This is a genomic window from Sporolactobacillus sp. KGMB 08714, from assembly GCF_036598985.1.
Classification (GTDB): domain Bacteria; phylum Bacillota; class Bacilli; order Bacillales; family Sporolactobacillaceae; genus Sporolactobacillus.
Genome location: NZ_JAUUBW010000027.1, coordinates 1 through 22,063, shown reverse-complemented (window position 1 = coordinate 22,063; position 22,063 = coordinate 1). Strand labels below are relative to the sequence as shown.

The 22,063-nt window shown below is 50.1% G+C and carries 23 protein-coding genes; all 23 read right to left on the bottom strand.

Annotated elements, in window-relative coordinates; genetic code table 11:
* Positions 1–13 precede the first annotated feature (13 nt).
* The 23 genes from Q6A92_RS12780 to Q6A92_RS12670 all read right to left on the bottom strand — a co-directional run bounded on the left by Q6A92_RS12780 (position 14) and on the right by Q6A92_RS12670 (position 21,483).
* A complete protein-coding gene (locus Q6A92_RS12780) occupies positions 14–193 on the bottom strand; it encodes a small, acid-soluble spore protein, alpha/beta type (RefSeq protein ID WP_274402012.1) in 180 nt (59 codons plus the stop codon).
* A gap of 204 nt (positions 194–397) precedes the next feature.
* On the bottom strand, positions 398–652 hold the full coding sequence (locus tag Q6A92_RS12775) for a Veg family protein (RefSeq protein WP_274402011.1): 255 nt from the start codon (positions 650–652) through the stop codon (positions 398–400).
* A 220-nt stretch (positions 653–872) separates the two neighbouring features.
* Complete coding sequence (gene yabG / locus Q6A92_RS12770) at positions 873–1,736, bottom strand: sporulation peptidase YabG (protein ID WP_274402010.1); 864 nt, start codon at positions 1,734–1,736, stop codon at positions 873–875.
* Between the two features lie 222 nt (positions 1,737–1,958).
* Positions 1,959–2,834 (bottom strand): 16S rRNA (adenine(1518)-N(6)/adenine(1519)-N(6))-dimethyltransferase RsmA, encoded by an 876-nt coding sequence (rsmA, locus tag Q6A92_RS12765; RefSeq protein WP_274402009.1) that lies wholly within the window; start codon positions 2,832–2,834, stop codon positions 1,959–1,961.
* Positions 2,827–3,390: a ribonuclease M5 gene (rnmV, locus tag Q6A92_RS12760; RefSeq protein ID WP_274402008.1), complete on the bottom strand. Its 564-nt coding sequence runs from the start codon at positions 3,388–3,390 to the stop codon at positions 2,827–2,829. Before rnmV ends, rsmA begins: the two co-directional genes overlap by 8 nt.
* Before the next feature lie 30 nt (positions 3,391–3,420).
* Complete coding sequence (locus tag Q6A92_RS12755; protein ID WP_274402007.1) at positions 3,421–4,206, bottom strand: TatD family hydrolase; 786 nt, start codon at positions 4,204–4,206, stop codon at positions 3,421–3,423.
* 132 nt (positions 4,207–4,338) lie between these two features.
* Positions 4,339–6,330, bottom strand: a complete 1,992-nt coding sequence (gene metG / locus Q6A92_RS12750; RefSeq protein ID WP_332238350.1) for a methionine--tRNA ligase — start codon at positions 6,328–6,330, stop codon at positions 4,339–4,341.
* Between the two features lie 144 nt (positions 6,331–6,474).
* Entirely contained in the window at positions 6,475–7,362 is an 888-nt protein-coding gene (gene rsmI, locus Q6A92_RS12745; RefSeq protein WP_274402005.1) for a 16S rRNA (cytidine(1402)-2'-O)-methyltransferase, read from the bottom strand.
* Entirely contained in the window at positions 7,328–7,615 is a 288-nt protein-coding gene (locus Q6A92_RS12740) for a GIY-YIG nuclease family protein (protein ID WP_274402004.1), read from the bottom strand. Before Q6A92_RS12740 ends, rsmI begins: the two co-directional genes overlap by 35 nt.
* Entirely contained in the window at positions 7,612–8,343 is a 732-nt protein-coding gene (locus Q6A92_RS12735) for a tRNA1(Val) (adenine(37)-N6)-methyltransferase (protein ID WP_332238349.1), read from the bottom strand. The genes Q6A92_RS12740 and Q6A92_RS12735 overlap by 4 nt, the downstream gene beginning before the upstream one ends.
* 100 nt (positions 8,344–8,443) lie before the next feature.
* On the bottom strand, positions 8,444–8,797 hold the full coding sequence (gene yabA / locus Q6A92_RS12730) for a DNA replication initiation control protein YabA (protein WP_274402003.1): 354 nt from the start codon (positions 8,795–8,797) through the stop codon (positions 8,444–8,446).
* A 13-nt stretch (positions 8,798–8,810) separates the two neighbouring features.
* The gene (locus Q6A92_RS12725) at positions 8,811–9,641 is read right to left on the bottom strand and encodes a PSP1 domain-containing protein (protein ID WP_274402002.1); all 831 of its coding nucleotides are present in this window, start codon (positions 9,639–9,641) and stop codon (positions 8,811–8,813) included.
* Positions 9,642–9,643: 2 nt separating this feature from the next.
* Positions 9,644–10,648 carry a DNA polymerase III subunit delta' gene (gene holB / locus Q6A92_RS12720; protein WP_274402001.1) on the bottom strand — a complete coding sequence of 335 codons (1,005 nt, stop codon included), beginning with the start codon at positions 10,646–10,648 and terminating at the stop codon, positions 9,644–9,646.
* A gap of 48 nt (positions 10,649–10,696) precedes the next feature.
* Positions 10,697–11,134: a YaaR family protein gene (locus tag Q6A92_RS12715; RefSeq protein ID WP_274402000.1), complete on the bottom strand. Its 438-nt coding sequence runs from the start codon at positions 11,132–11,134 to the stop codon at positions 10,697–10,699.
* 30 nt (positions 11,135–11,164) lie between these two features.
* Positions 11,165–11,494, bottom strand: a complete 330-nt coding sequence (locus Q6A92_RS12710) for a cyclic-di-AMP receptor (protein ID WP_274401999.1) — start codon at positions 11,492–11,494, stop codon at positions 11,165–11,167.
* Between the two features lie 14 nt (positions 11,495–11,508).
* Positions 11,509–12,189 (bottom strand): dTMP kinase, encoded by a 681-nt coding sequence (tmk, locus tag Q6A92_RS12705; protein ID WP_274401998.1) that lies wholly within the window; start codon positions 12,187–12,189, stop codon positions 11,509–11,511.
* A 4-nt stretch (positions 12,190–12,193) separates the two neighbouring features.
* The gene (locus tag Q6A92_RS12700) at positions 12,194–13,633 is read right to left on the bottom strand and encodes an aminotransferase class I/II-fold pyridoxal phosphate-dependent enzyme (protein WP_332238348.1); all 1,440 of its coding nucleotides are present in this window, start codon (positions 13,631–13,633) and stop codon (positions 12,194–12,196) included.
* A gap of 356 nt (positions 13,634–13,989) precedes the next feature.
* Complete coding sequence (locus Q6A92_RS12695; protein WP_274401996.1) at positions 13,990–14,205, bottom strand: sigma factor G inhibitor Gin; 216 nt, start codon at positions 14,203–14,205, stop codon at positions 13,990–13,992.
* A 474-nt stretch (positions 14,206–14,679) separates the two neighbouring features.
* Complete coding sequence (locus tag Q6A92_RS12690; RefSeq protein ID WP_332238347.1) at positions 14,680–15,741, bottom strand: undecaprenyldiphospho-muramoylpentapeptide beta-N-acetylglucosaminyltransferase; 1,062 nt, start codon at positions 15,739–15,741, stop codon at positions 14,680–14,682.
* Positions 15,742–15,923: 182 nt separating this feature from the next.
* Positions 15,924–17,795, bottom strand: coding sequence for an ABC transporter ATP-binding protein (locus Q6A92_RS12685; RefSeq protein WP_332238346.1), 1,872 nt, complete (start codon positions 17,793–17,795; stop codon positions 15,924–15,926).
* Positions 17,792–19,519 (bottom strand): ABC transporter ATP-binding protein, encoded by a 1,728-nt coding sequence (locus tag Q6A92_RS12680; RefSeq protein WP_332238345.1) that lies wholly within the window; start codon positions 19,517–19,519, stop codon positions 17,792–17,794. Before Q6A92_RS12680 ends, Q6A92_RS12685 begins: the two co-directional genes overlap by 4 nt.
* A gap of 766 nt (positions 19,520–20,285) precedes the next feature.
* The gene (locus Q6A92_RS12675) at positions 20,286–20,846 is read right to left on the bottom strand and encodes a MarR family winged helix-turn-helix transcriptional regulator (RefSeq protein ID WP_274401992.1); all 561 of its coding nucleotides are present in this window, start codon (positions 20,844–20,846) and stop codon (positions 20,286–20,288) included.
* Positions 20,847–21,297: 451 nt separating this feature from the next.
* Positions 21,298–21,483, bottom strand: a complete 186-nt coding sequence (locus Q6A92_RS12670) for a hypothetical protein (RefSeq protein ID WP_332238344.1) — start codon at positions 21,481–21,483, stop codon at positions 21,298–21,300.
* Positions 21,484–22,063: the final 580 nt, after the last annotated feature.

Sequence of the window (22,063 nt, the reverse complement as noted above, 5' to 3'; positions counted from 1 at the left end):
CAATCATCGTGCCTTAATCAGCATGATCCGTCATTTGCTGTTCGGCTTTCTCAATGGCGCGCCGTACCATATTTCCCGCATCGCGGGCACGGATGCCGCCCCATCCTTCTTTTTTCACCGTATCATAAAACCCCAGCTCTTTGGCAAGTTCTATTTTAAACGCTTCAGACATGATGCCCTTTCGTCTGGCCATGACCGGTACAGCTCCTTTCCAATGGTCGAGCAGGAATAGGATGTGCCGGCCGTCCTTTTTCTATGCGCCCAGGCAGCCTGGATGAAAAAGGGACGCGTCTGTTTGAAATACGTACGCCCGTTTGCCTCCATCAACCGGGAAACAAAAAAAGCGGGTGCACGCATCCGTTGATCATCGATTGCTTTTCGAAGACAAAGAAGGGCTTTACTGCCCGCTTGCCATTTCCTCTAAAAAAGTGAGCTCTACCGAGTCCGTCAGCACGTCCGTATAACTGTAGGATACACGGTCGTAGTTGTTCGAATCTTTATCCAGGCGTACGATAAAGACAGACGGATAAGTCCCTTCCAAAACGCCGATGCGTTGAATGGTTTTACGCCTGCCTCCGCTTGCCTTAAGCGTTAAGCGCTTGCCCACGCGTTCATCCAAAGCGCCTTTGATATCATTAATGGTTTTTCCCATCTCGACAATCCACCTCGCTCAATTATAAGTGTACCACAATGGATGCCAAAAAGTCAAAATATTTTTGATTATATCAAGAAATCGTTATGACTGTCAATGTTTTTGATGATTTCTTTAATACCCTTTTTGTTTCCTTTACTAATATGCGCTTTAATGAGCAATAAAATTCAACTGTCGCTTTTTTTAGAAAAAATCGGCAACGGCGAGGCAGCAGGATCGGCTATTCCGGCGGATAAGGCAGGCCCGTCCGCAGCATGCCGCGGCTTTCCACCCCGCCGAGTCCGCCCGGTCCGGTCAGCGTATTCCGAAGCACTTCCCACACATTGACGCTGTCCATGAATGAGGTAAAACTGATCTTGGCAGCAAGATAAACCGGGTCGAGCGCATGAATGTTGACACGGTCCGGAGAACTTGCAAAATTGGCGCCCGAACGGATCAGCGATTCAAAATGCGACTGGCAGGCACCGGCAAAAATAATCAACTGATCAAGGCCCGGAGAGTGATAGCGGACCTCCTTCACCGTCCGGACAAAATGCCCGGAATGGCGATAAGCCTTGATCTCTTCCGGGTTTCCCTTATTTTTCATAAAAGCGTCATGACCCGTCAGAACGAGAATATCCGGGCGAATCTGAGCAACCAGTTTGGGAACGCGTTCAGGCATTTCCTCCTCAAGCATGTATTTCCCGATGACGGGCACATTCAGCTTTTCGTAAACATTCAGACACTTTCGTAAATAATACGGATCACCGTCAAGATGCAGGACCCGTCCGGGCATTTCGAAGTAGGAATTCCCCGACCGGTAGCCGCTGGTTGCCGTATACTCTCTTTTTAATTTCATCTGCTGATAATCCTGGCGGAACAGCCGGTAAGATTCCGCTTCCTTGGAACGGGTCTTTTGTTCATACCTCTCCTGATCGCGGTCGGTGACCACCTTCAAATCATCCAGCGGCGCATCTGCATAGAGCCGCAAGTCATGTCCCGTCAGTTCGGCCGTTTCTGTCTCAGAGTGAATCATCACCACACGAAAGGGCAGATCAAACTGATAGGACGCCCTGGCCACGATATCCCCCACCTGAATCGCCATGTTCGTCTCCCTTCTCCCCATCCACAGACCGTGCGTCCGAAATCAAGGTCATCCCTATCATCTTATGTTATGAAAACAGCCGATATGCGCCTTCAAAAAAGCGGCCGTACAGCCCCCCCGCCGGAATTCCGGAAACGCGGAATGTGCGGCGGCAATGATTCAATAAAAAAACAGGAAGCGATTCCGTTTCCTGCAAAAAATATTTTGATGAAAAAAACCACTTTAAGTTATATCCCTTTGCAAAGCATCGCTGAGCCGGGCAAATTCGGCAATCGACAACGTTTCTCCGCGGCGTTCCGGATCAATGCCGAGGGCATGAAGAAGGGAAAGAAGCTCCGCCTTTCTGTCTTTGGAATAGAGATTGTTTATCAGATTATTGATCAGGGTCTTCCGGCGCTGTGCAAAACTGGCGCGGACAAGTCTGAAGAAAAAGGCCTCGTCCTGCACGTTTACTTTTTTTGCGGAACGTACGTCAAGCCTGATGACGGCCGAATCGACATTGGGCTGCGGAACAAATACAGTTTTCGGCACCGTCATGACGATCTTCGGATCGGCTGTATACTGCACGGCAATCGACAGGGATCCGTAGCTTTTCTGGCCGGGTCCGGCTTCCAGCCGGCTGGCGACCTCTTTTTGAATCATGACGACAATTGTCCGGACAGGCAGTCCGCCGGTCAGCAGTTTCATCAGAATCGGCGTTGTCACATAATAAGGCAGATTCGCAACAACGGTCAGCGGAGCCCCTTCAGGACACTCCTCAGCGATTATTCCTCCGAGATCGATTTTCAGCACATCGCCGAAATGTACGGAGACATTTTCATAGCCCTGCAAAGTTTCCCTCAGTATCGGCTCCAGCCGGCGATCGATTTCGATTGCGATCACTTTTTTTGCTTTTTCGGCCAGGAACCGGGTCAGCGACCCCGCACCCGGTCCGATTTCCAGTACATAGCTGTTTTCTGTCAGCTCTGCCGCTTCGACAATATGTCTCAAAATGTTCTCGTCGACAAGAAAATTCTGGCCCAGGCTTTTTTTCAAGGCGAATTGATGCCGGCGAATGGCATCCAGTATGACTCTCGGCGAAGAGATGCGTTTATTCACCGGCGGATCCTCCTCTATTGACGGCAGCCATGGCCCGATCCAGTTCCTCCGGAGTGATCCGGAACATGCGCAGCCTTTTATATAACTGTTTACCGTTTGTATAGCCGATTTTAAGCAGATCGCCCAGCTGCTCGCGGAGCCGGCGGGATTCGGCGCCGCCAAGCAGCCCGTAATCTCTCAGCATCTGCATCGAAATCTGTTCATCCGGACTTTCAAACTGCGTGTAGACTTTGGAAAGAGCTTCGCGGATAACCGCAGGCGACGCATGTTCAATGCCCAGGCTTTCATTTAACGCTCCCCTGCCCTGACTGCGGGTAATAAACGCATGCTTGCATCCGGGTACCTGCCGGCTGATGATTTTGCGGATCCGCTCCCCGGGGAAGTCCGGATCGGTAAAGACAATCACCCCGCGCCGCTCGCACGCCCGGCGAATGGCCTCAATAGTCTGCCGGCTGACCCGTGACCCGTTGGTTTCAATCGTATCGGCCTCGAGCGCCCGGCGGATGGCTTCTGTATCGCTTTTCCCTTCCACCACAATAATTTCTTTGACAATCATATCCTGACTCCCCCGCTTTATACCTTACCCTCAGTTTATTTGAGAAAACCGGCCGATATGAAAACAGCGCTCGGCATTTTCCGAGGTAATTTCCGCGATCTCAGCCAGCGATACGCCTTTAATCCCGGCCAATTTTTCCGCCACCAGGCGGACTCTTGCCGGCTCATTGCGCTTCCCGCGAAACGGCTGCGGGCTGAGATAGGGGCAGTCCGTTTCAATCAGCAGGCGGTCGAGCGGCACCCTGGCCGCTGTTTCCCGCTGAAGGCCGGCATTTTTGAAGGTCAGCGGGCCGCCGAAACTGATATAAAAGTTCAGTTCGATAAATTTTCGGGCCCACGGCCAGTCATCACTGTAACAATGCATGACGCCGCCGACCGTATCGGCACGCTCCTCACGCAGTATCTGCTCTGTATCTTCCGTCGCCTCTCGGTTGTGGATGATCAGCGGCAGCCCCTTTTGAACCGCCAGACGGATCTGTCGCCGAAAGACGGCGTGCTGCACCGTTTTCGGCGACTTGTCCCAATGATAATCGAGTCCTATCTCGCCCAGCGCTACAATCTTCGGATGGTCTAAATTTCTCGTAATCAGGCTGAAGTCTTCCTCGGTCATATCGACGGCGTCTTCCGGATTCCATCCGATTGCTCCATACAGGCCGTCATAGTGATCGAGAATCGGAAAGACTTTCCCGATCAGCGGCCGGTCGCAGCCGACAACGACCATCCTGTCGACTCCCGCTTCCCGCGCCCGCTGCAGAACGTCCGAAAAATCCCCGTCAAAAACATCGTCGTTGATGTGCGTGTGCGTATCAAATAACATGAGGCACCTCTCCTGTTCTATGAAAAAGTCATGCCGAACAGCACCGGAAACGTGTCCGTACAAAAAGCGGGAAGCCATGCATGTAGACATCTGCACATTTCTTCCCGCCGGCTTTCTTTGTGTATTTCAGGATTAACGGATCTTTGTCCCGTTCGGCAGCTGCCCGGCAACGGTCGCTACTTTCAGCCGGCCGTTTGCTTCTCCGGCCAGCAGCATTCCCTGCGATATTTCACCGCGCAATTTTACCGATTTCAGATTGGCAATCACAATGATTTTCTGCCCGATCAGTTCTTCGAGTTTATAATAAGCAGCGATTCCTGAAACGACCTGACGCTTTTCGTAGCCAAGATCAAGCTGCAGTTTCAGCAATTTGTCGGATCCTTTGACCTTCTCGACTTCGAGCACTTCGGCGACCCGCAAATCGATTTTTTCAAAAGTGTCCAATCCGATTTCTTCCGCAGCCTTTGATTTTTTTTCTTTATTCCCGTTCAGCTTCGTTTCCGCCGCTCCGCGCATCCGCGATTTAATGTAGTCGACTTCTTTCTCAATGTCAAGGCGGGGGAAAAGCGGATCTTCCTTGTGAACCGTCCAGCCGCCATTATTGACAGTATAATCATACAGTGAATCCCAGGTTCGGTCGGCCGGATCTGTCACGCCGAGCTGACGGAAAATTTTTTCCGGCGTCGATGTGAAAAACGGCTGGATCAGAATGGAAACCGAGCGGATCGCATTGACCAGATGCGCCAGGACAGACGCCAGTTCTTTCTTTTTCCCTTCATCCTTTACCAGGACCCACGGCTGTGTATCGTCAACATACTTATTCGCCTGTCCGATCAGTTTCCAGATGGCGGACAGCGCAACAGAAAACTGGAGATTCTCCATCTGTGCCTCGACGACGGAAACAGTTTTCGTGAGCGCCTCTTCAAACGGCCGGTCAAAAGCCGTTATCCGGCCGGGATAAGCGGGAACGCGGCCGTCGCAGTATTGCTCAACCATGGCGACGGTGCGGTTCAGCAGGTTGCCCAGATCATTGGCCAGATCGAAATTGATCCGCTCAATGAACGATTCCGGTGTCCACACGCCGTCGGCGCCGAACGGCACTTCGCGCAGCAAGTAGTAGCGCAGCGCGTCCAGTCCGTAGCGGTCGATCAGCGGTTCGGGATCGACAACGTTGCCCTTCGACTTGGACATTTTGCCGTCTTTCATCAGCAGCCAGCCGTGTCCGAACACTTTTTTCGGCAGCGGCAAACCGAGTGCCATTAAGATGATCGGCCAGTAAATCGTATGGAAACGAACGATTTCCTTACCGACCAGATGAACGTCGGCCGGCCAATATTTTTTAAATTTACTGTCATCTTCCGATCCGTAGCCGAGCGCCGTGATGTAGTTGGTCAGCGCATCCAGCCAGACATAGACGACGTGTTTCGGATTGCTCGGCACCTTGATGCCCCAGGAAAACGAAGTCCGCGAAACAGCCAGGTCTTCCAGACCGGGCTTGATAAAGTTATTAATCATCTCGTTCTTGCGCGATTCCGGCTGAATAAAATCGGGGTGCTCGTCATAATATTTCAGCAGCCGGTCGACGTATTTGCTCATCTTAAAGAAATAGCATTCTTCTTTGACCTTCTCGACCTTGTGTCCGCTGTCCGGACTTTTGCCGCTGATCACCTCGCCTTTGTCGTTACGCTCGATGTCGACGAGCTGCGACTCGGTATAGTAGGTTTCATCAGGTATGCTGTACCAGCCTTCGTATTCGCCGAGATAAATATCTCCCTGGTCGAGCAGCTTCTGAAAGATTTTCTGCACGACCTTGGTATGACGTTCCTGTGTCGTGCGGATAAAATCGTCATAGGAAATATCGAGTTTCTTCCACAGTTGTTTGATTTGGGCAACGACTTCATCGACATAGGCGATCGGCGTTGTCCCTTTTTCTTCCGCCTTTTGTTCAATTTTCTGACCGTGTTCGTCGGTACCGGCCAGAAACATGACGTCATAGCCGCGCAGTCTCTTGTAGCGACACATGGCGTCTCCGGCCACCGTTGTATACGCGTGGCCGATATGTAATCTTCCGCTCGGATAGTAAATTGGCGTCGTTAAATAAAATGATTTCTTTTCTCCAGCCATAAAGTCCCTGCAACCTCCTTAAATAGCGATTCCAAATGATTCCTTTCTTAAATGAACTATACTTTTCACCCAGATGAATGTCAAGAAAGCGGCAGATTTATCAGACAGATTTCTCTGCAGCGGAAAAGGCCGGCCCTTCAAGCATTATTCTTCAATATGATGATAAATTCGATAAACCTCGCGCTTCGGCAGCGAACGATCGACGGCCGTCTGCTTGATTGCCTCTTTGACCGTCAAGTGCCGCGTGTTCACGTAATAGTCGACATGAGCGTTCAGATCCATTGCCGCCCACCAAAGGGCTTCCGAAGCTTCCTGTTTCGCGGAGCTTCCCTCTACAACGAGGCAGACCTCGCCTTTCAGTGTTTCGCCCCGGTCGAGAAAATCGGCCGCCTCCCCGATGTCCCCCCTGACAAACGTTTCATAGCGCTTCGTCAGCTCGCGGGAAAGCGAAATACGGCGCTTGCCGAAGGCCGCATTTAAATCCTTGATTGTCTCACGGACACGAAACGGCGATTCATAAAAAATCAATGTGAACGGCAGAACGCTCAGGTCCTCCAGCGCCTGCTCTCTCTCCTTCTTAGTCCGGGGCAGAAAACCGTAAAACAAAAAATGATCTGTCGGCAGGCCGGAAGCGATCAGGCCGGTAACTGCCGCATTGGCGCCCGGGAGCGGGACAACCGGGACACGGCGCCCGATGCACTCGGCGGCGAGATCGCTGCCCGGATCCGAAATGCCCGGCGTTCCGGCGTCGGTCACAAGGGCCACATTTTTGCCGGCCTCAAGCTCGCCAATGAGTTTTTTCCCGCTCGTTTTTTTGTTGTGCTCGTGATAGCTGACAAGCGGCACATGGATATCGAAATGCGTACACAGCTTCATGGTCTGGCGCGTATCCTCAGCCGCCAGTATATCCGCTTTTTTTAAAACATCCAGTGCCCGGAAAGTCATATCGTTCAGGTTGCCGATCGGCGTCGGAACAAGATAAAGCGTGCCCGTGCCGTTATTTTCCGTCTGGAAACTCTTTTGCTCCCACATCAGCGCCGCTCCTTTGTATCAATGTTTCTTTTTCCCGTTTTGTCAGATGCTTGATTGTCCATTCCCGCCGCAGCGCCGATGACTTATCCGGCAACTGCTCTTCATAAACAATACGGAGCGGTTTATGGCTGCGCGTATATTTCGCGCCCTTTCCGCTGCAATGAAGAGCAAACCGCTTCCGGACATCCGCCGCATAGCCTGTATAAAGGCTTCCGTCCGTACATTCCAGTATATAGACACTGTAACTTTTCATGTATTCGGCCACACATCCTCCGTGTAGCGCCCCTTCGAATCGTACACGGTAATCGGCGGCAGAACGGCAAGCCCGGATTTCCCGCCCTTTGTTGCTTCGACAAGGACCATATTAGCCGCTTTTTCTTTTCTCGGATGAACAAAGCGCAGGCGTTTCGGTTCCATCCCCGCGAGGCGCATTCCGGCCAGAATATCGGCCAGCCGCTCCGGCCGGTGCACCAGCGCGAACTTCCCGCCGTATTTCAGCAGTCTGCCCGCCGTCACAATGACATCTTTAAGTGTAATCAGTATCTCATGGCGGGCAATGGCCAGATGAGGGTTTAGCTTGCGATCGCGTGCCGCCTCTTTGCTGAAATAAGGAGGATTGCACGTCACCACGTCGCAGTTTCCGTTTCCAAGATAATCGGGAAGCCTTTTCGCATCGCCGGAAATAAAATCAATCCGATCCTGCAGATGATTGAGTGCCGCTCCGCGCACCGCAAGCTCACAGACTTCCGGTTGAATCTCAATGCCGGTAATCCGCCCTTTTGTCCGGCGGGACAGGAGAAAGGGAATCACTCCGTTTCCCGTGCACAGATCGGCGAGCCTGCCGTGCTGAATCGGTACATAGACAAAACGCGCCAGCAGTATGGAGTCCAGTGAAAAAGCAAACCGTTCACTCGACTGAATAATCTGCAGATCCGTATTAAAAAGATAATCGATTCGTTCACTCCGGCCGTCTATTGTCATCTGCGTGCCCATTCCCTTGCAACTGAATTTTGATTTTTACATAAAAACCCGCCGAATAAGGCGAGCCCTGGGAATAACCATGAATAACGGTGCCGCTCCGTCATTTTTTGTTCAGAAAGGACAGGCAAAACAGACAGTCCCCGTCTTTACGTACGCTTCCGTAATGCAGGTTGCAGATATGAAAGCCTTCTTTGTACAGCCGGGCCAGATTATCATATCCTTCGCCGATATCCGGTTCTGAAATTTTATCGCCCGTCTGCCCCTTATTCTCGGTGGCCCGCTCACTATCGGCGTTTTCAATCCGTCTTCTCAGGTTGTGATTTTCAAGGGTGAGATTTTGATTTTCTTCAAGCACTTCGGCCAGCCGGGATTTCAAATGACCGAACTCTACGTAAACTTGTCCCAGCTGCTCTTCCAAATGACTGACTTGCGAGAAAATGTCCTTTTTCTCCAAGTTCATCCACCTCTTATTTAGTGGCTTGCGAAGAAATAGCCCCTTCTTCAATAAGCTCATCCAATGTATATTCTATCACTTTATTTTCATCCTTCAGTTCGATCTGAACAAGACGTTCCAAAATATTAAGTCCGACCACCCGGCCTTTTCCGTGGTGCACATTAATTGTCTCACCCAGATCGGGGAGTGCCCGTTTTGCCGATTCGTACTGATCATTCTCATACTTCAGACAGCACATCAGCCGGCCGCAGACACCGGAAATCTTGGCCGGATTTAAAGAAAGGTTCTGATCTTTCGCCATCTTGATCGATACGGGTTCAAAATCGCCGAGAAAAGTGGAGCAGCAGAGCATCCGGCCGCACGGGCCGATGCCTCCGAGCATTTTGGCCTCATCGCGGACGCCGATCTGCCGCAATTCAATCCGCGTCTTGAAAACCGATGCCAGGTCTTTGACCAGTTCCCGAAAATCGACACGGCCGTCGGCAGTAAAATAGAAAATAATCTTATTGCGATCAAATGTATATTCAACATCCACCAGTTTCATTTCCAAATGGTGGTCGTCTATTTTATGGAGGCAAATATCCATTGCGGCTTCCGCATCCTCTTGATTCTTGCGGACCTGAAGGCCGTCCGCGTCCGTAGCAAGCCGGACGACTCTTTTCAGCGGAAGCACGACATCTTCCTCATCCACCGTTTTTTTGCCGATGACTACTGTCCCGCATTCGATCCCCCTTGTGGTTTCGACAACAACACGGGAATCCTCCGGAATCGCTAACTGATCCGGGTCAAAATAATATATCTTTCCGGCTTTCTTGAAACGAACGCCGACAATATCGTATTTCATAATTAAAGAATACCTCCTAGCCTGATAACGAGCCACTCCATGACACTTAAACTGTTTACATGGGCATCCAGCTGCCTGCGGGCCTCAAGAATCAGGGACATGGCACCTACGGCCTGTTTTTCGGAAAGGCGAAGCAGCTGTTCTTTCAGCCCTTCAGCCTGATCTTCAAAAATCACCGTTTCCGACCGGTTCAAATGCAGCGATAAAATATCCCTGTACCAAAACAGCAACAAATCCAAACCCATGACCATTCGCTGAGCACTATCGAAGGTGGGGGAAAATTTTTCGTAAATGAAAGAAAGGGCAGCTTCGGAAGACAATTGCAGCCTTTGCGCTAATTGTATCACTTGGGTGCGCGCTTCCGCAAACCATTCATCCTTGCATAGAGCGGCGGCGCCCTCATAGTCGTGAGTCAGAGCAGCAGCGGATTTTGCAAGAGCACGCGGCTGATGTTCCTGAAACAGCCGTTCCTCGATCGCTTGATCGGACAACGGAATAAAAGTCAGCACCTGGCATCTTGAAATGATCGTATCCAGCAGCTGATGCATATGAGCCGTAATCAGAAGAGCCAGTGTTCCAGAATGGGGCTCCTCTATAAATTTAAGCAGACTGTTCTCAGCCTGAACCGTCATTTTTTCCGCATCTTCAAGAATGAATATTTTTTTTGAAGACTCCACACTTCGGTAGGAAAATTCTTTCAGCAAAAAGGCAATCTGTTCCTTTTTGATCGTTGCTGCGTCCTGCTCCAGCCGGATGCGTATCACATCGGGATGATTGCCCGAGGCAATTCTCCGGCAATTGCGGCAGTTCCGGCACGGCTCCCCATCCTGCGGTGACTCGCAGAACAGCGTCTGCGCAAGCAACAGGGCAGCCTCCTTCTTTCCCGTTCCTTCGGGGCCTTCCAGTAAATATGCATGCGCCAGTTCATGCCTCTGCACGGCATGCCGCAGCACTCTCACTACTGTTTTCTGCTGACTGTCCAATGTTTTCCAGCTGATCATAGCCATACGCCCACTCACTTACAAAGGATTCGGACTTCATCGTTCCGGCACGCTTCAGACATAAAGATTAATCAGCAGCCCGCGAATTTCGCCGAGACGATCCAGCAGATCGATTCCTTCTTTATTTTTATCCAAAAGATCATTGGTCAGCGCGATCAGTTTCTTATCCACGATCCCAACGAGCTGCTGCTTTGTCCCTCCCTGTTGCCAGGATCGCGACTGCTGCGTCCCGAGTCCCGTCCGCACGGCTTCCTGCATGAATGAACGGACGTATTGTTTATACAGCTGCACATCGTGAATCGTTCGCGATGACGACACCCTTTGCGCCTGTCCGTCGATTTTATCAAGCAGTGCTTTAAGCGCATCCGCATCCAGCGATTGTTTCTTTTCAGAGAGTGTGCTCTCAAACGATGCGGACGATTTTAAAGCAGCCGTACCGCGGCCGGTCTGCGACTCATTGATTTTCGTTTCTCCGCTTATCTTGATTGGCATCTCTTCAGCCCCTTCGAAACAGTAAATGCTTCAAAATTGTTTGAACTGATCGACTTCAAGCACGAAGACGGTTGCTCCCCCGACCTCGACTTCAACAGGATGCATCATATAGCCGTCCGCATTGCTGTCGATCGAAGAGATCGGCGACATCACTTGTTTTCTGCTTTCACAATGTTCTTTAATCAGCCGAAGCAGCTCGTCGACTCTCGTGTCTTTTGTTCCGATCATAAACGTTGTATTGCCCGAACGCAGAAATCCGCCCGTTGTCGCCAGTTTTGTCGCATGAAAGTCCGCACCGATCAAAGCCTCCTGCAGGCGGGGAGCGTCTTTATCCTGGACTACCGTCAAGATCAGCTTCAATAGAAATCATCCTCTCACCTTTTTTGCATATAGCCGGCCAAAAAATGATGAAAATCTTTCAGAATATGATCAAACACCGTATCTGCGCTGTCCTCGCCGTTAATCAGGCAAATACGCTGTTTATTTTCTCTGCAAAGTGTTAAAAACCCTTCCCTGACACGCCGGTGATAGTCCAGTTCCCGCTGCTCGATCCGATCCAAATCACCCGCCGCTTCCGTTACCCCTTTTTCCGGGCTCCCGCTTCGTTCTCTTAAACGGCTGCGTCCTGCTTCCGGCGCAATGTCGATCATATACGTGCGGTCCGGAGTCAGACCTTCCGACACAAAACGGTTAATCGACCGAATCATTTCGATCGGCTGCCCGAGGCCGTATCCTTGATAAGCAATCGACGCATCAATGAAACGGTCGCACAGAACAATCTTGCCCTGAACCAGTGCCGGCCTGATTTTTTCTTCGACATGCTGGCTTCGCGATGCCGCGTAAAGCAAAATCTCAGCCTTCTGAGTAAGCCGATAATATTCGGGATTAAGGATGATTTTGCGTATTTGATCACCGATATCGGTTCCTCCGGGCTCGTGAGTCAGGATATACGGTATATGCCGATTTTCAAGTTCGGCCGCCAGCCTGCCGATTTGAGTGGTCTTCCCTGCACCGTCAGGGCCTTCGAATGTAATAAAAAGTCCTTTGCGATCCATCTTTTCATCGTGCTCCCGTCCGGTAGATAATGATTTTCCCGTGATTGGTACTGTCATTTTGAAACACCGCTCCCGACCGCCGCCAGCCGTTAATGGCGGCAATCTGCTGCTCCGTGATCCGCTCGCCCTCAATAACCGCCGGAATCCCGGGCGGATAAGGGATCACAGGCTCCGCCGCAATCCGGCCGGCTGCGTCCGTCAGATCCGCTTCCTCCGTACCCATCTCCGACCGCGTCCGCCAGGCAAGAGCGGGCGTTGAACAGCGCGGAAAAGGAAATGGCGGCACGCGGCAGGCGGGCGGCTTTTTTTCTAAACCGCCGAGACTGCCGGCGATCCGTTTCAGCGCCGGACCGTAATCGATACGGTCCGTCAGGCCGAGCACAAATAACACGTGGCGCGGATCGGCAAGCTCCGGAAAAATGCCGGCAGCTATCAGCCGTTTCTGCCAGCCAAACCCGGATTCTCCGGTTTCCGTTTCTACCGTTATTTTGAACGGATCGAACCGAAAACGGCCCGCCCCTGCCTCCAGTACTTTAACTTTATCGATAGTCTTCAAAGCCGCAACAAAAGCATCGCGTTCCGAAAATATGTGCTCACGTCTGCTCTGACTGAGATTGGCAAGATAATAGCGTGCCAGATCAAGCGATGCCATAATCGCGTAAGACGGACTGGAAGTCTGCAGCATCGCCCGCGCCTTTTCCACCTTCTCGGCGGGCACGCGCGGGCTGTTAACATGCAGAAACGCACCCATCGTCATGGCCGGCAGCATTTTGTGCGCCGAGTGTACGACAATGTCCGCCCCCATCTCAAGCGTACTCGGAGGAACAGGCGGCCCCATCCTGAAATGCGGTCCGTGCGCTTCGTCTACCAACACGCTTAATCCGTGATCGTGGGCTTCGCGGACCAGGGCGCCGATATCCGCCGCCATTCCGTAGTAATTCGGATAGGTCAGAATGAGTGCCTTCGCCTGCGGGAAGCGATCGACCGCCGTCTTCCAGGCCTCCGGATCGATACCCGCCGCAAGGCCGGATCCGGGATCGACGGAGGGGGCAAGAAAAACCGGGCGGACATCCGCCAGTTTCAACGCGTTGAAAATCGATTTATGACAGTCCCGCTGGACAAAGACGACATCCCCCGGTGAGCAGGCGGCCATGACCATCGCCATATTGCCGCCCGTTGAACCGTTCACAAGAAAATAACTGGAGCGTGTACCGTAGTAATCGCTGAGCAGTGCCTCCCCTTCGCGAAGGATGCCTGTCGGATGGTACAGATCGTCCAGATCGGCAACTTCCGTAGCGTCAAGTGCCAACAAACGCTTATAGAAAGAAGCCGCTTTTTCCGGAAAGATAAGCCCGTCTTTATGGCCTGGAACATGAAACGAGTAGGCCTGCTTTTTTCTGTATTTGAGCAATCCGTCAAAAACCGGTGTCCGGTTCTGATCCATGATGCAAATCCCTTACTTCAACTGATATGCTTATATTTTAACATAATCGAAGAACGATCAGCCAACCCGACTTTTATCCCCCGCCGATTTCCGACAGCCGCGTATCGCGCCCTATTTCAGCCTGCATATTCCTATTTTATTTTTATGCTAAAAAATTCTTATATAAAGAGACTTTTAGACAACGGCAATCTGCATCGTCCCGAAAGCAAAGGTGCATTAAGCCGAAAAACCTTCATCCTGTTTCCTCATTTTGCAGGCATCCGCGTTTTATCTGCCGCGGCTTTTTTTATCACCCGCTGTTCTGAAAAAAATTGAGAAGCCGCTCTTTCTGAGGACTTCTCCTTCCCGATAAACGATTATTTTGTCTGTTCAGTCTGCTTCATTGTTTTCAGCCGGAGCTGAGAAAGTTTATTCACATAATGTTTGTATTTCCAATCGGTCACATCTGTCTTTACGATTTTTTCCTGACAAGAATCACAGATTAATTGATTGCAAATATGAATGCCCGTCTGTTTTACCTGTCCGCAAATCAGGCACGTTTCACCCGTTTGCGAATGCATCTGCATGGCCATTTTCACCACCCCCGTCACAGGATAGCCATTGCCCGATGAATCTATTCATCTGACTTCTTTCAAATATCTTAACCTCTTTTTCATGGCTACAAACATGTATACGAAAAAGTCGTTTGTCCCGTGCTTTTCATATTTTCCAAATGTAGGGACATATTTTTCGGAAAAAGGGAAACGGCTACAGGCAAATAACCAAAAAGAAGTGTCCCGGCTTGCCGCATCAAACGGCTTGTTTTACATGAACAGCCGTGAACGGTTGCGGAAGACATGCCGTCCGGACAAAGTCTCAGCCGATGCGCACGACCGATTAATCGGCAATTTGAAGATCGGGCGCCGTCCGGCTGTTTCCTCCGGACGGATGTCTGGCCCTGCGCACCGTTTCTTCCCCGGATGATAATCCCGGAAAACATATGCATCCGCCCTCCGCCGGTGCAGGCAATCTCAAAAGCATCCGGAAATCGGCGCGGGTCCTTTTCATCAATACTTTGTCAGCCAGTTCAGGATGTTGTTGATTCCGTCGGTCGCGTTCCGTGCCGCAGCCATTCGATCGATATAATCGTAACGGTTGCGGCGGACCCGCTCAACTGTGTCCAGCAGCTTATCGGCCGTCAGTGTATCGTCATCAAGTACCTCACAGAATCCCTTCTCGCGGAAAGACTTGGCATTCAATATCTGGTCCCCCCTGCTTGATCGAAGCGGAAGCGGGATTAAAATCATCGGTTTTTTCAAGGCAAGAAATTCAAATATCGCATTGGAACCGGCACGGGAAACAATCAATGACGACGCGGCCAGAATATCGGGCAGTTCCTGATCGACATATTCAAACTGACGGTATCCGCTTCTTTTCTCTAAATCGGCGTCAATATTCCCTTTCCCGCACAGGTGGACGATCCGATAAGTTTTAAGTAAATTCGGAAGTGCTGCCCGGATCGCTTCGTTTATTTTTCTGGCGCCAAGGCTTCCTCCCATGACTAAAAGCACTGGTTTGTCGTCCCGAAAGCCGAGAAATTGCAGTCCCTTCTGTTTATTTCCCTGCAGCAGAACGTCCCGGATCGGTGCTCCGCTATACACGACTTTCTCCTTCGGAAAATTAGCCGCGGCTTCTTCGAAAGTGACAAACAGCTTGGTCGCAAAATTGACCGCAATCCGGTTGGCAAGACCCGGAGTAATATCGGATTCGTGAATATAGACGGGAATTCGGTTTAACCAGGCGCCGATCACAACAGGAACGGAGACAAAGCCGCCCTTTGAAAAAATAACAGCGGGCTTAATTTTTCTTAAGATAAAAAAAGACTGCATCACTCCGGCGAGCACTTTAAAAGGATCTTTAAAATTTTTCATATCAAAATAACGGCGCAGTTTTCCGCTTGAAATGGCATAATAGTCTATTCCGTGGTTCTGAACCAAGGTTTTTTCAATCCCATTTTTTGAACCGATATAGGCTATTTCCCAGTCATCCTTTAATTTATCGATAAGCGCCAGATTCGGCGTCACATGACCTGCCGATCCTCCGCCGGTGAATACAATTTTTTTTACCATTGATTTTCCTCATTTCATATCTTTCGTCTGCTGACAACACTATAAAGTTTAATACTGCTTCGGCAGAGAGTAAATACGTTTAGCGGGCAGCGGCTTAAATAAGGTCTTCATTATAAACCGCTATAAGTAAAAATCGGGCGATCGGCCCGACTTTTTTTCTCTTTAATAGACTTGTACACGGTTCAGACGGCTCCTTTTTCTTCGGCCTCCGTCGCAAACTGACTGTTATAGAGCTCCGAATAGAACCCTCCCGCCTGCAGCAAGGATTGATGTGTGCCCTGTTCGATCACCTGACCGTGATTCATTACAAGAATCAGATCCGCATCCTGAATCGTCGAAAGACGGTGAGCGATAACAAAACTCGTCCGATTCTGCATCAGCTTCTGCATGGCTTTCTGAATATGCACTTCTGTACGCGTATCGACACTGCTTGTTGCTTCATCAAGAATCAGAATGACCGGATCGGCCAGCAGAGCCCGTGCAATTGTCAGGAGCTGTTTCTGACCCTGGGAAATATTGGTTCCCTCTTCATTCAGCACCGTGTCGTATCCGTCCGGAAGCGTGCGGATAAAATGATCCGCATGAGCGGCTCTGGCCGCCCGGATCACCTCTTCTTTCGTCGCATCCTGACGCCCGTAGGCAATATTCTCGCGAATGGTACCCTTGAACAGCCATGTATCCTGCAGAACCATGCCGAAGAGGTGGTGGAGCTGTTCCCTTTTCAGTTTTGTAATATCAACGCCGTCAACGGATATTTTCCCTGAGCGGCACTCATAAAAACGCATCAGCAGATTGACGAGCGTCGTTTTTCCGGCACCGGTCGGCCCGACAATCGCGACGGACCGCCCGGCCTTGACATCAATATTCATATGTTCAATCAAAGGACTGTCTTCTTTATAGCGAAAACCGACATCTTCGAAGCGGACATGTCCTTGCGGATGTTCAAGCACCGTCACATGCGGAAGATCGGCGACGTCCTCTTTTTCATCCAGAATCTCAAAAATCCGCTCGGCCGATGCGACCGTCGACTGAATAATATTGGAGATATTGGCAATCTGGTTCAGGGGCTGGCTGAACTGGCGGGCATATTGAATGAATGCCTGAATATCGCCGATTTCGATCGAACGCTTGATAACCAGAATACCGCCGACAACCGAAATCAGGACAAATCCTATATTGCCGACAAACATCATTAACGGCATCATAATTCCGGACAGGAATTGGGCCTTCCACGCGGAATCATAGAGCCGTCCGTTTATTTTTTTAAAATTTTGAATGGACTGCCGTTCCCGGCTGTAGGATTTAATAATCTGATGGCCGGTAAACATTTCCTCTACATGGCCGTTCAAATGGCCGATCTGTTCCTGCTGCTGTTTAAAATAACCTTGCGACCGGCGCGTAATGAAGGTAATACCGACAAAACTGAGCGGAAGAGTCAGCAGCAGAACGAGTGTCAGAAGAGGGCTGATCGTCAGCATCATCACCACGACGCCGAGCAGCGTGACAATTGAAGTAATGGATGCCGTCAGACTCTGCTGGAGCGTATTGCTGATATTCTCGGAATCATTCACCGCCCGGCTGAGCACTTCCCCATAAGTACGCGAATCAAAGTAGCTGATCGGAAGCCTGGCCAGTTTTTCGTTCACTTGCTTTCGCAGCACATAGACCATTTTCTGCGAAACACCGCTCATCAAATACTGCATCACGTAAGTGAACAGCGAACTGAGCACATATAAAACAAATAAAACGACAACGATGTTCCAGATATAGCCGAAATCAATCCGGGCATCGGGAACGCCCTTCAACTCCAACATCATTCCCTGAAAAAGTTTTGTCGTCGCGTCCCCCATCAGCTTAGGCGCAATGATCGAAAAAATTGTACTGAGAATCGCCGCCGCAAACACGACGATCAGGGTCCATACATGAGGTTTCAGATAGGTCATCAGCCTTTTGAACGTTCCCTTGAAATTTTTGGCTTTTTGCGCCGGCACACGCATGTGCGCGCGGCCCCAGCCGCCGCTTCTGCCGCGCCGGCTGTCCTCTTCTTTGCTCATGCAAGCTCCTCCTTTTCCAGCTGTGATGCGACAATTTCCTGATAAACCCGGCATGAAGCCATTAATTCTTCATGCGTGCCGATACCCGCGATTTTCCCTTCATCAAGAACAATAATCTTGTCGGCGTGAATGACAGTGCTGACCCGCTGGGCGACAATGATCAGAGTCGACGATCCGATCGTTCTTCTCAATCCGGCACGGAGCCTGGCGTCAGTCCGATAGTCGAGTGCCGAAGAACAGTCATCCAGTAAATAAATGGCGGGTTTTCTGACCATGGCCCGGGCAATGGCCAGCCGCTGTTTCTGTCCGCCTGACACATTCTTCCCGCCTTGCGCGATCACTGAGGCGTACCCGTTTTCCATTTCGCGGATGAATTCGTCCGCCTGCGCAATACGGGCGGCTTCCCTGATTTCCTCTTCCGTCGCCGTGTCGTTGCCGTAGCGGATGTTATCCGCAACCGTTCCGGTGAACAGCACCGCCTTCTGCGGAACATAGCCGATCATCCCCCGCAGTTCTTCAAGAGGCATCTCCCGAATGTCCGTCCCGTTCACAAGAACGCGGCCGCCCGCGGTATCATAAAACCTTGGAATCAGATTCAGCAGCGTCGATTTTCCGGAACCTGTCCCTCCGATAATCGCCGTCATCTCACCGGGACGGGCGCTAAAGGAAATGTGGGAAAGAGCCGGTGTCTCGGCACCGGGAAAGCTGTACGTGACATCGTCGAATGTGACGCCGGCACCGTTTCCCGGGTGGTGCTCTTTCTCTTCCGGATCAATGATATCGGGACGGATATCCAGAACTTCGTTAATTCTGCCGGCGGAAACCTGAGCACGCGGGATCATGATAAACATCATCGCACCCATCAGGATCGAGAACATAATCTGCATCGCATACTGGATAAATGCCATCAGATCACCGACCTGCATATTTCCGCTGCTGATCCGCAGTCCGCCGAACCATACGATGGCAACCGTCGAAAGATTCATGATCAGCATCATCAGCGGCATGGCAGCAGCCATGATCTGATTCACTCGAACGGCTGTCTGCGTCATATCCCGATTGGCCGCGTCAAACCGGCCGATTTCATAATGCGTCCGGTTGAAAGAACGAATGACGCGGATGCCCGTTAGTCCCTCACGAAGCACAAGATTCAGCCGATCCATTTTTTTCTGTATCTCTTTGAAGAGCGGAATGCCCTTTTTCGCGAGGAAAAAAACCGAGATCAATATAGCGGGCAATGCAACAACGAGAACAAGCGACAGTTTTGCATCTTTATAGACCGCCATAATGATCCCGCCGATGAACATCAGCGGCGCCATCGTCATCATTTTGAGCATCATTATATAGACCTGTTCGATCTGTGCAATATCGTTCGTCGTTCGTGTAATCAGAGAACTCGTGCCGACCCGGTCAAATTCTTTTAAGGAAAAGGTCTCGACATGGGAAAACATCCCGTTTCGCAGATCCCGCCCAAAACCTGTTGCAGCCTTTGACGCAAGATAATTGGAAACAATCGTGAAGCCCCCGGCTACAAGGGTCACTACAAGCATTAAAATGCCTGTCTTAAAAATATAAGGCATATCTCCTTTGACTATGCCTGTATCGACTATATCCGACATCAGCGTCGGCAAGAACAGATTAGCCAGCGACTGCAGGAAAACAAAAATAATCGAAAAGACTACCGGGGACAGGTAGGGGCGCAGATATCTTGACAGACGAATCAAATGCTTCCATCTCCAATCAAAATAAATCTCATTGAACAAAAAACATATAAAGTCCCGGGCTACATGCATTTTCGACAGCAGCGGACCCGATATTGGATAATAAACCCATGATTTTTCCGGCCTCCACAATATGTTCCGTTCGATTGAACAACCGGAAATTCGTTCATTTAAACATTATGGGACTTTTGTAAACAGAGGATAACCTTTTTATAATATTAAATAACTTTTTCTGCTATTTATGAACATGAAATTATCGTATCGACATTTATCTGCAAAAAAGGTATTTACCGAAAGTACCGATATAAAAAAGGATACGCACGGTGCATAAAGTCGACAGGAATGAAGCAAAGGCCCGCCAAAATATGAAACGGCCGGACTTTTTGTCATGCTGGCTCAACCGGCTCCAATTCAAATTTCGGAGCGGCTTTTGAGTGATCCGTCGCAACTTTTTAAGATTTAGATGCAACTTTTTTGCGTTTCGGCGCACCTGCTCATTTTCGTTTCAACTTTCGCTGACCTGTTTCAGCTTCCTGAATCCGATCTGGACTGTTGCACAGTATCCCCTCGACTGCAGAATAGTCCATTTTTTAACTCCTGAATTTTACAGGGCACCGGAAGACAGCACAAAATGCACCGTCCGCAGCAAAACCGAAATGTGCACATTTAACAACATCACGGTTTTACTTTACAGGTTAGCAGATGGAATCCTTTTACTCGCATTCCCTGCTACCATTTTCATGCCCGGCTCCGCAGGCAGATTAACACCTTACCTTCCTCCGTGGAAACCCGGGAAACCGCCCATTCCGAAATGATGACGGGCATGTTCCATTAAGCGTTTATACATGAAATGCTCCATCATTCGCTTATGTAAATCATCGCCGTCATCTGCAAATTGTTCTTCAAGGGTTTTAGTGATGCGTCTAAGATAATCGCTGAGATTATTCACTTCCTGATCGTTCAGGCAGTCAAACAGTTCCTGCATTTCAGGTACTGTATCATCCATTTTGTCTGCGACCTCAGCACCTTCTTTGGTCAGTTTGACATTGGAGATACGGCGGTCTTTCGTGGACGTTTCACGTACGATATATCCGTTACTCTCCAATTTCCCGAGGAGCTCCGCTAAAGACTGTTTACTCATATCCAATAGGTAGCAGAGATCTTTCTGGCTGATTTCAGGCTTTAACTTCAAGATGGAAAGTATACGTCCCTGTCCCCTGAGCGGGTTGTTAAAAGGGCCGAAGTTCTTGAAATTTCTCATTTGGTAGCGGTGTAACAGCATCTGCAAATGAATGAGTTGTTCTACAGCTTCCTCCCTTGTACTATTCATCCGAATTGCCTCCCTTTATTGGTTCTGAAACATGAAAAGACTATTGTCAAGTACCTGACTATAGTATAGAAACAGCATCTTATATTGTCAAGTACCTGACCAATATTTGACAGCTATTTGACAGCAATTTGCGGATCGCCATTCAGGCAGCGGACAGCAAGGAACTCACCGACCTGCCGCTTTGGTCGCTGTAATAAGCACTGCCTGATATTTTGCGGCTTTGACTGACATCGGATAGAGTTTTTTCGCTCTCGATTCCGACCCTCAGCCCAAAATCGACCGCCACAATGCCTCACTTTCTTAAAAGAGGCGGAAAAAAAGATCGCCGAAACGATCTTCCTTAATTGATATTCTATTTGTTCTTCCCCCGGTTCGTCACCTTGTATTTTTTGCCTTCTCTGTCGTATGTGATCCATTCGCCGACGGGCTGATCCATATCAAAATGTCCCGATCATTTTACCGTCCCATCCATCCGGTACCATTCCCAATAACCGTCGGCTTTTCCGTCAACAATCTTTCCCTTGGACCATATGGCCTTGCCGTTCGCATGGTACTTGATGGTGTACCCGTTCACGACCTCCTGTTTCTTTCCCTTAACACGATTTGCACGAACTTTGTCGCAGTTTTCATTTTTCAATCCGGACGGGTCCCCATCCTATTTCCTGGACATTATTCCTTTATTTTTATCGAGGCAATACGAATTATAAACATCATTATAAAACTATGAACCAGTTATTATTTATAAAAAACGGGACCGGATTAGCCAGCCGCATGTTGATTTTTGCGATTTGCGATGATCTTAGTCCTGTTATTGTTCAGGATCAATTCCGGCGGTCCTGAACATCGCTTTACAGGGAGCATCCGGCAAATGAACGTCCCCCCGTTCTTCGAGAAAACAAAATGTGTGACGTCTTCGGCTTCCGCCGCCGGCTACTCCCCGCCGCCAGGATGGTCATTCAACGCACGCGGTTTGCTGTTCTGCTGAATTCTCTTCGAGTGAAGCAAGCAGTACCGGTGTCAAGACCAGTCAAGCAGACATTATCAAGGAAGCTTTCACGCTCACGCCTCATGCGTTTTTCCTTTCGTTTCCCAGTTACGTTTCTTTCGCGGCCGCAGCTGCGCGCAATGTGCATTCACAGCGCAAAACCGCAGATAGAAAAACGTGCTGCGGAGGACGCCTTCTTTATCGCCGTCCGCAGCACTCAATGCTTTGTACG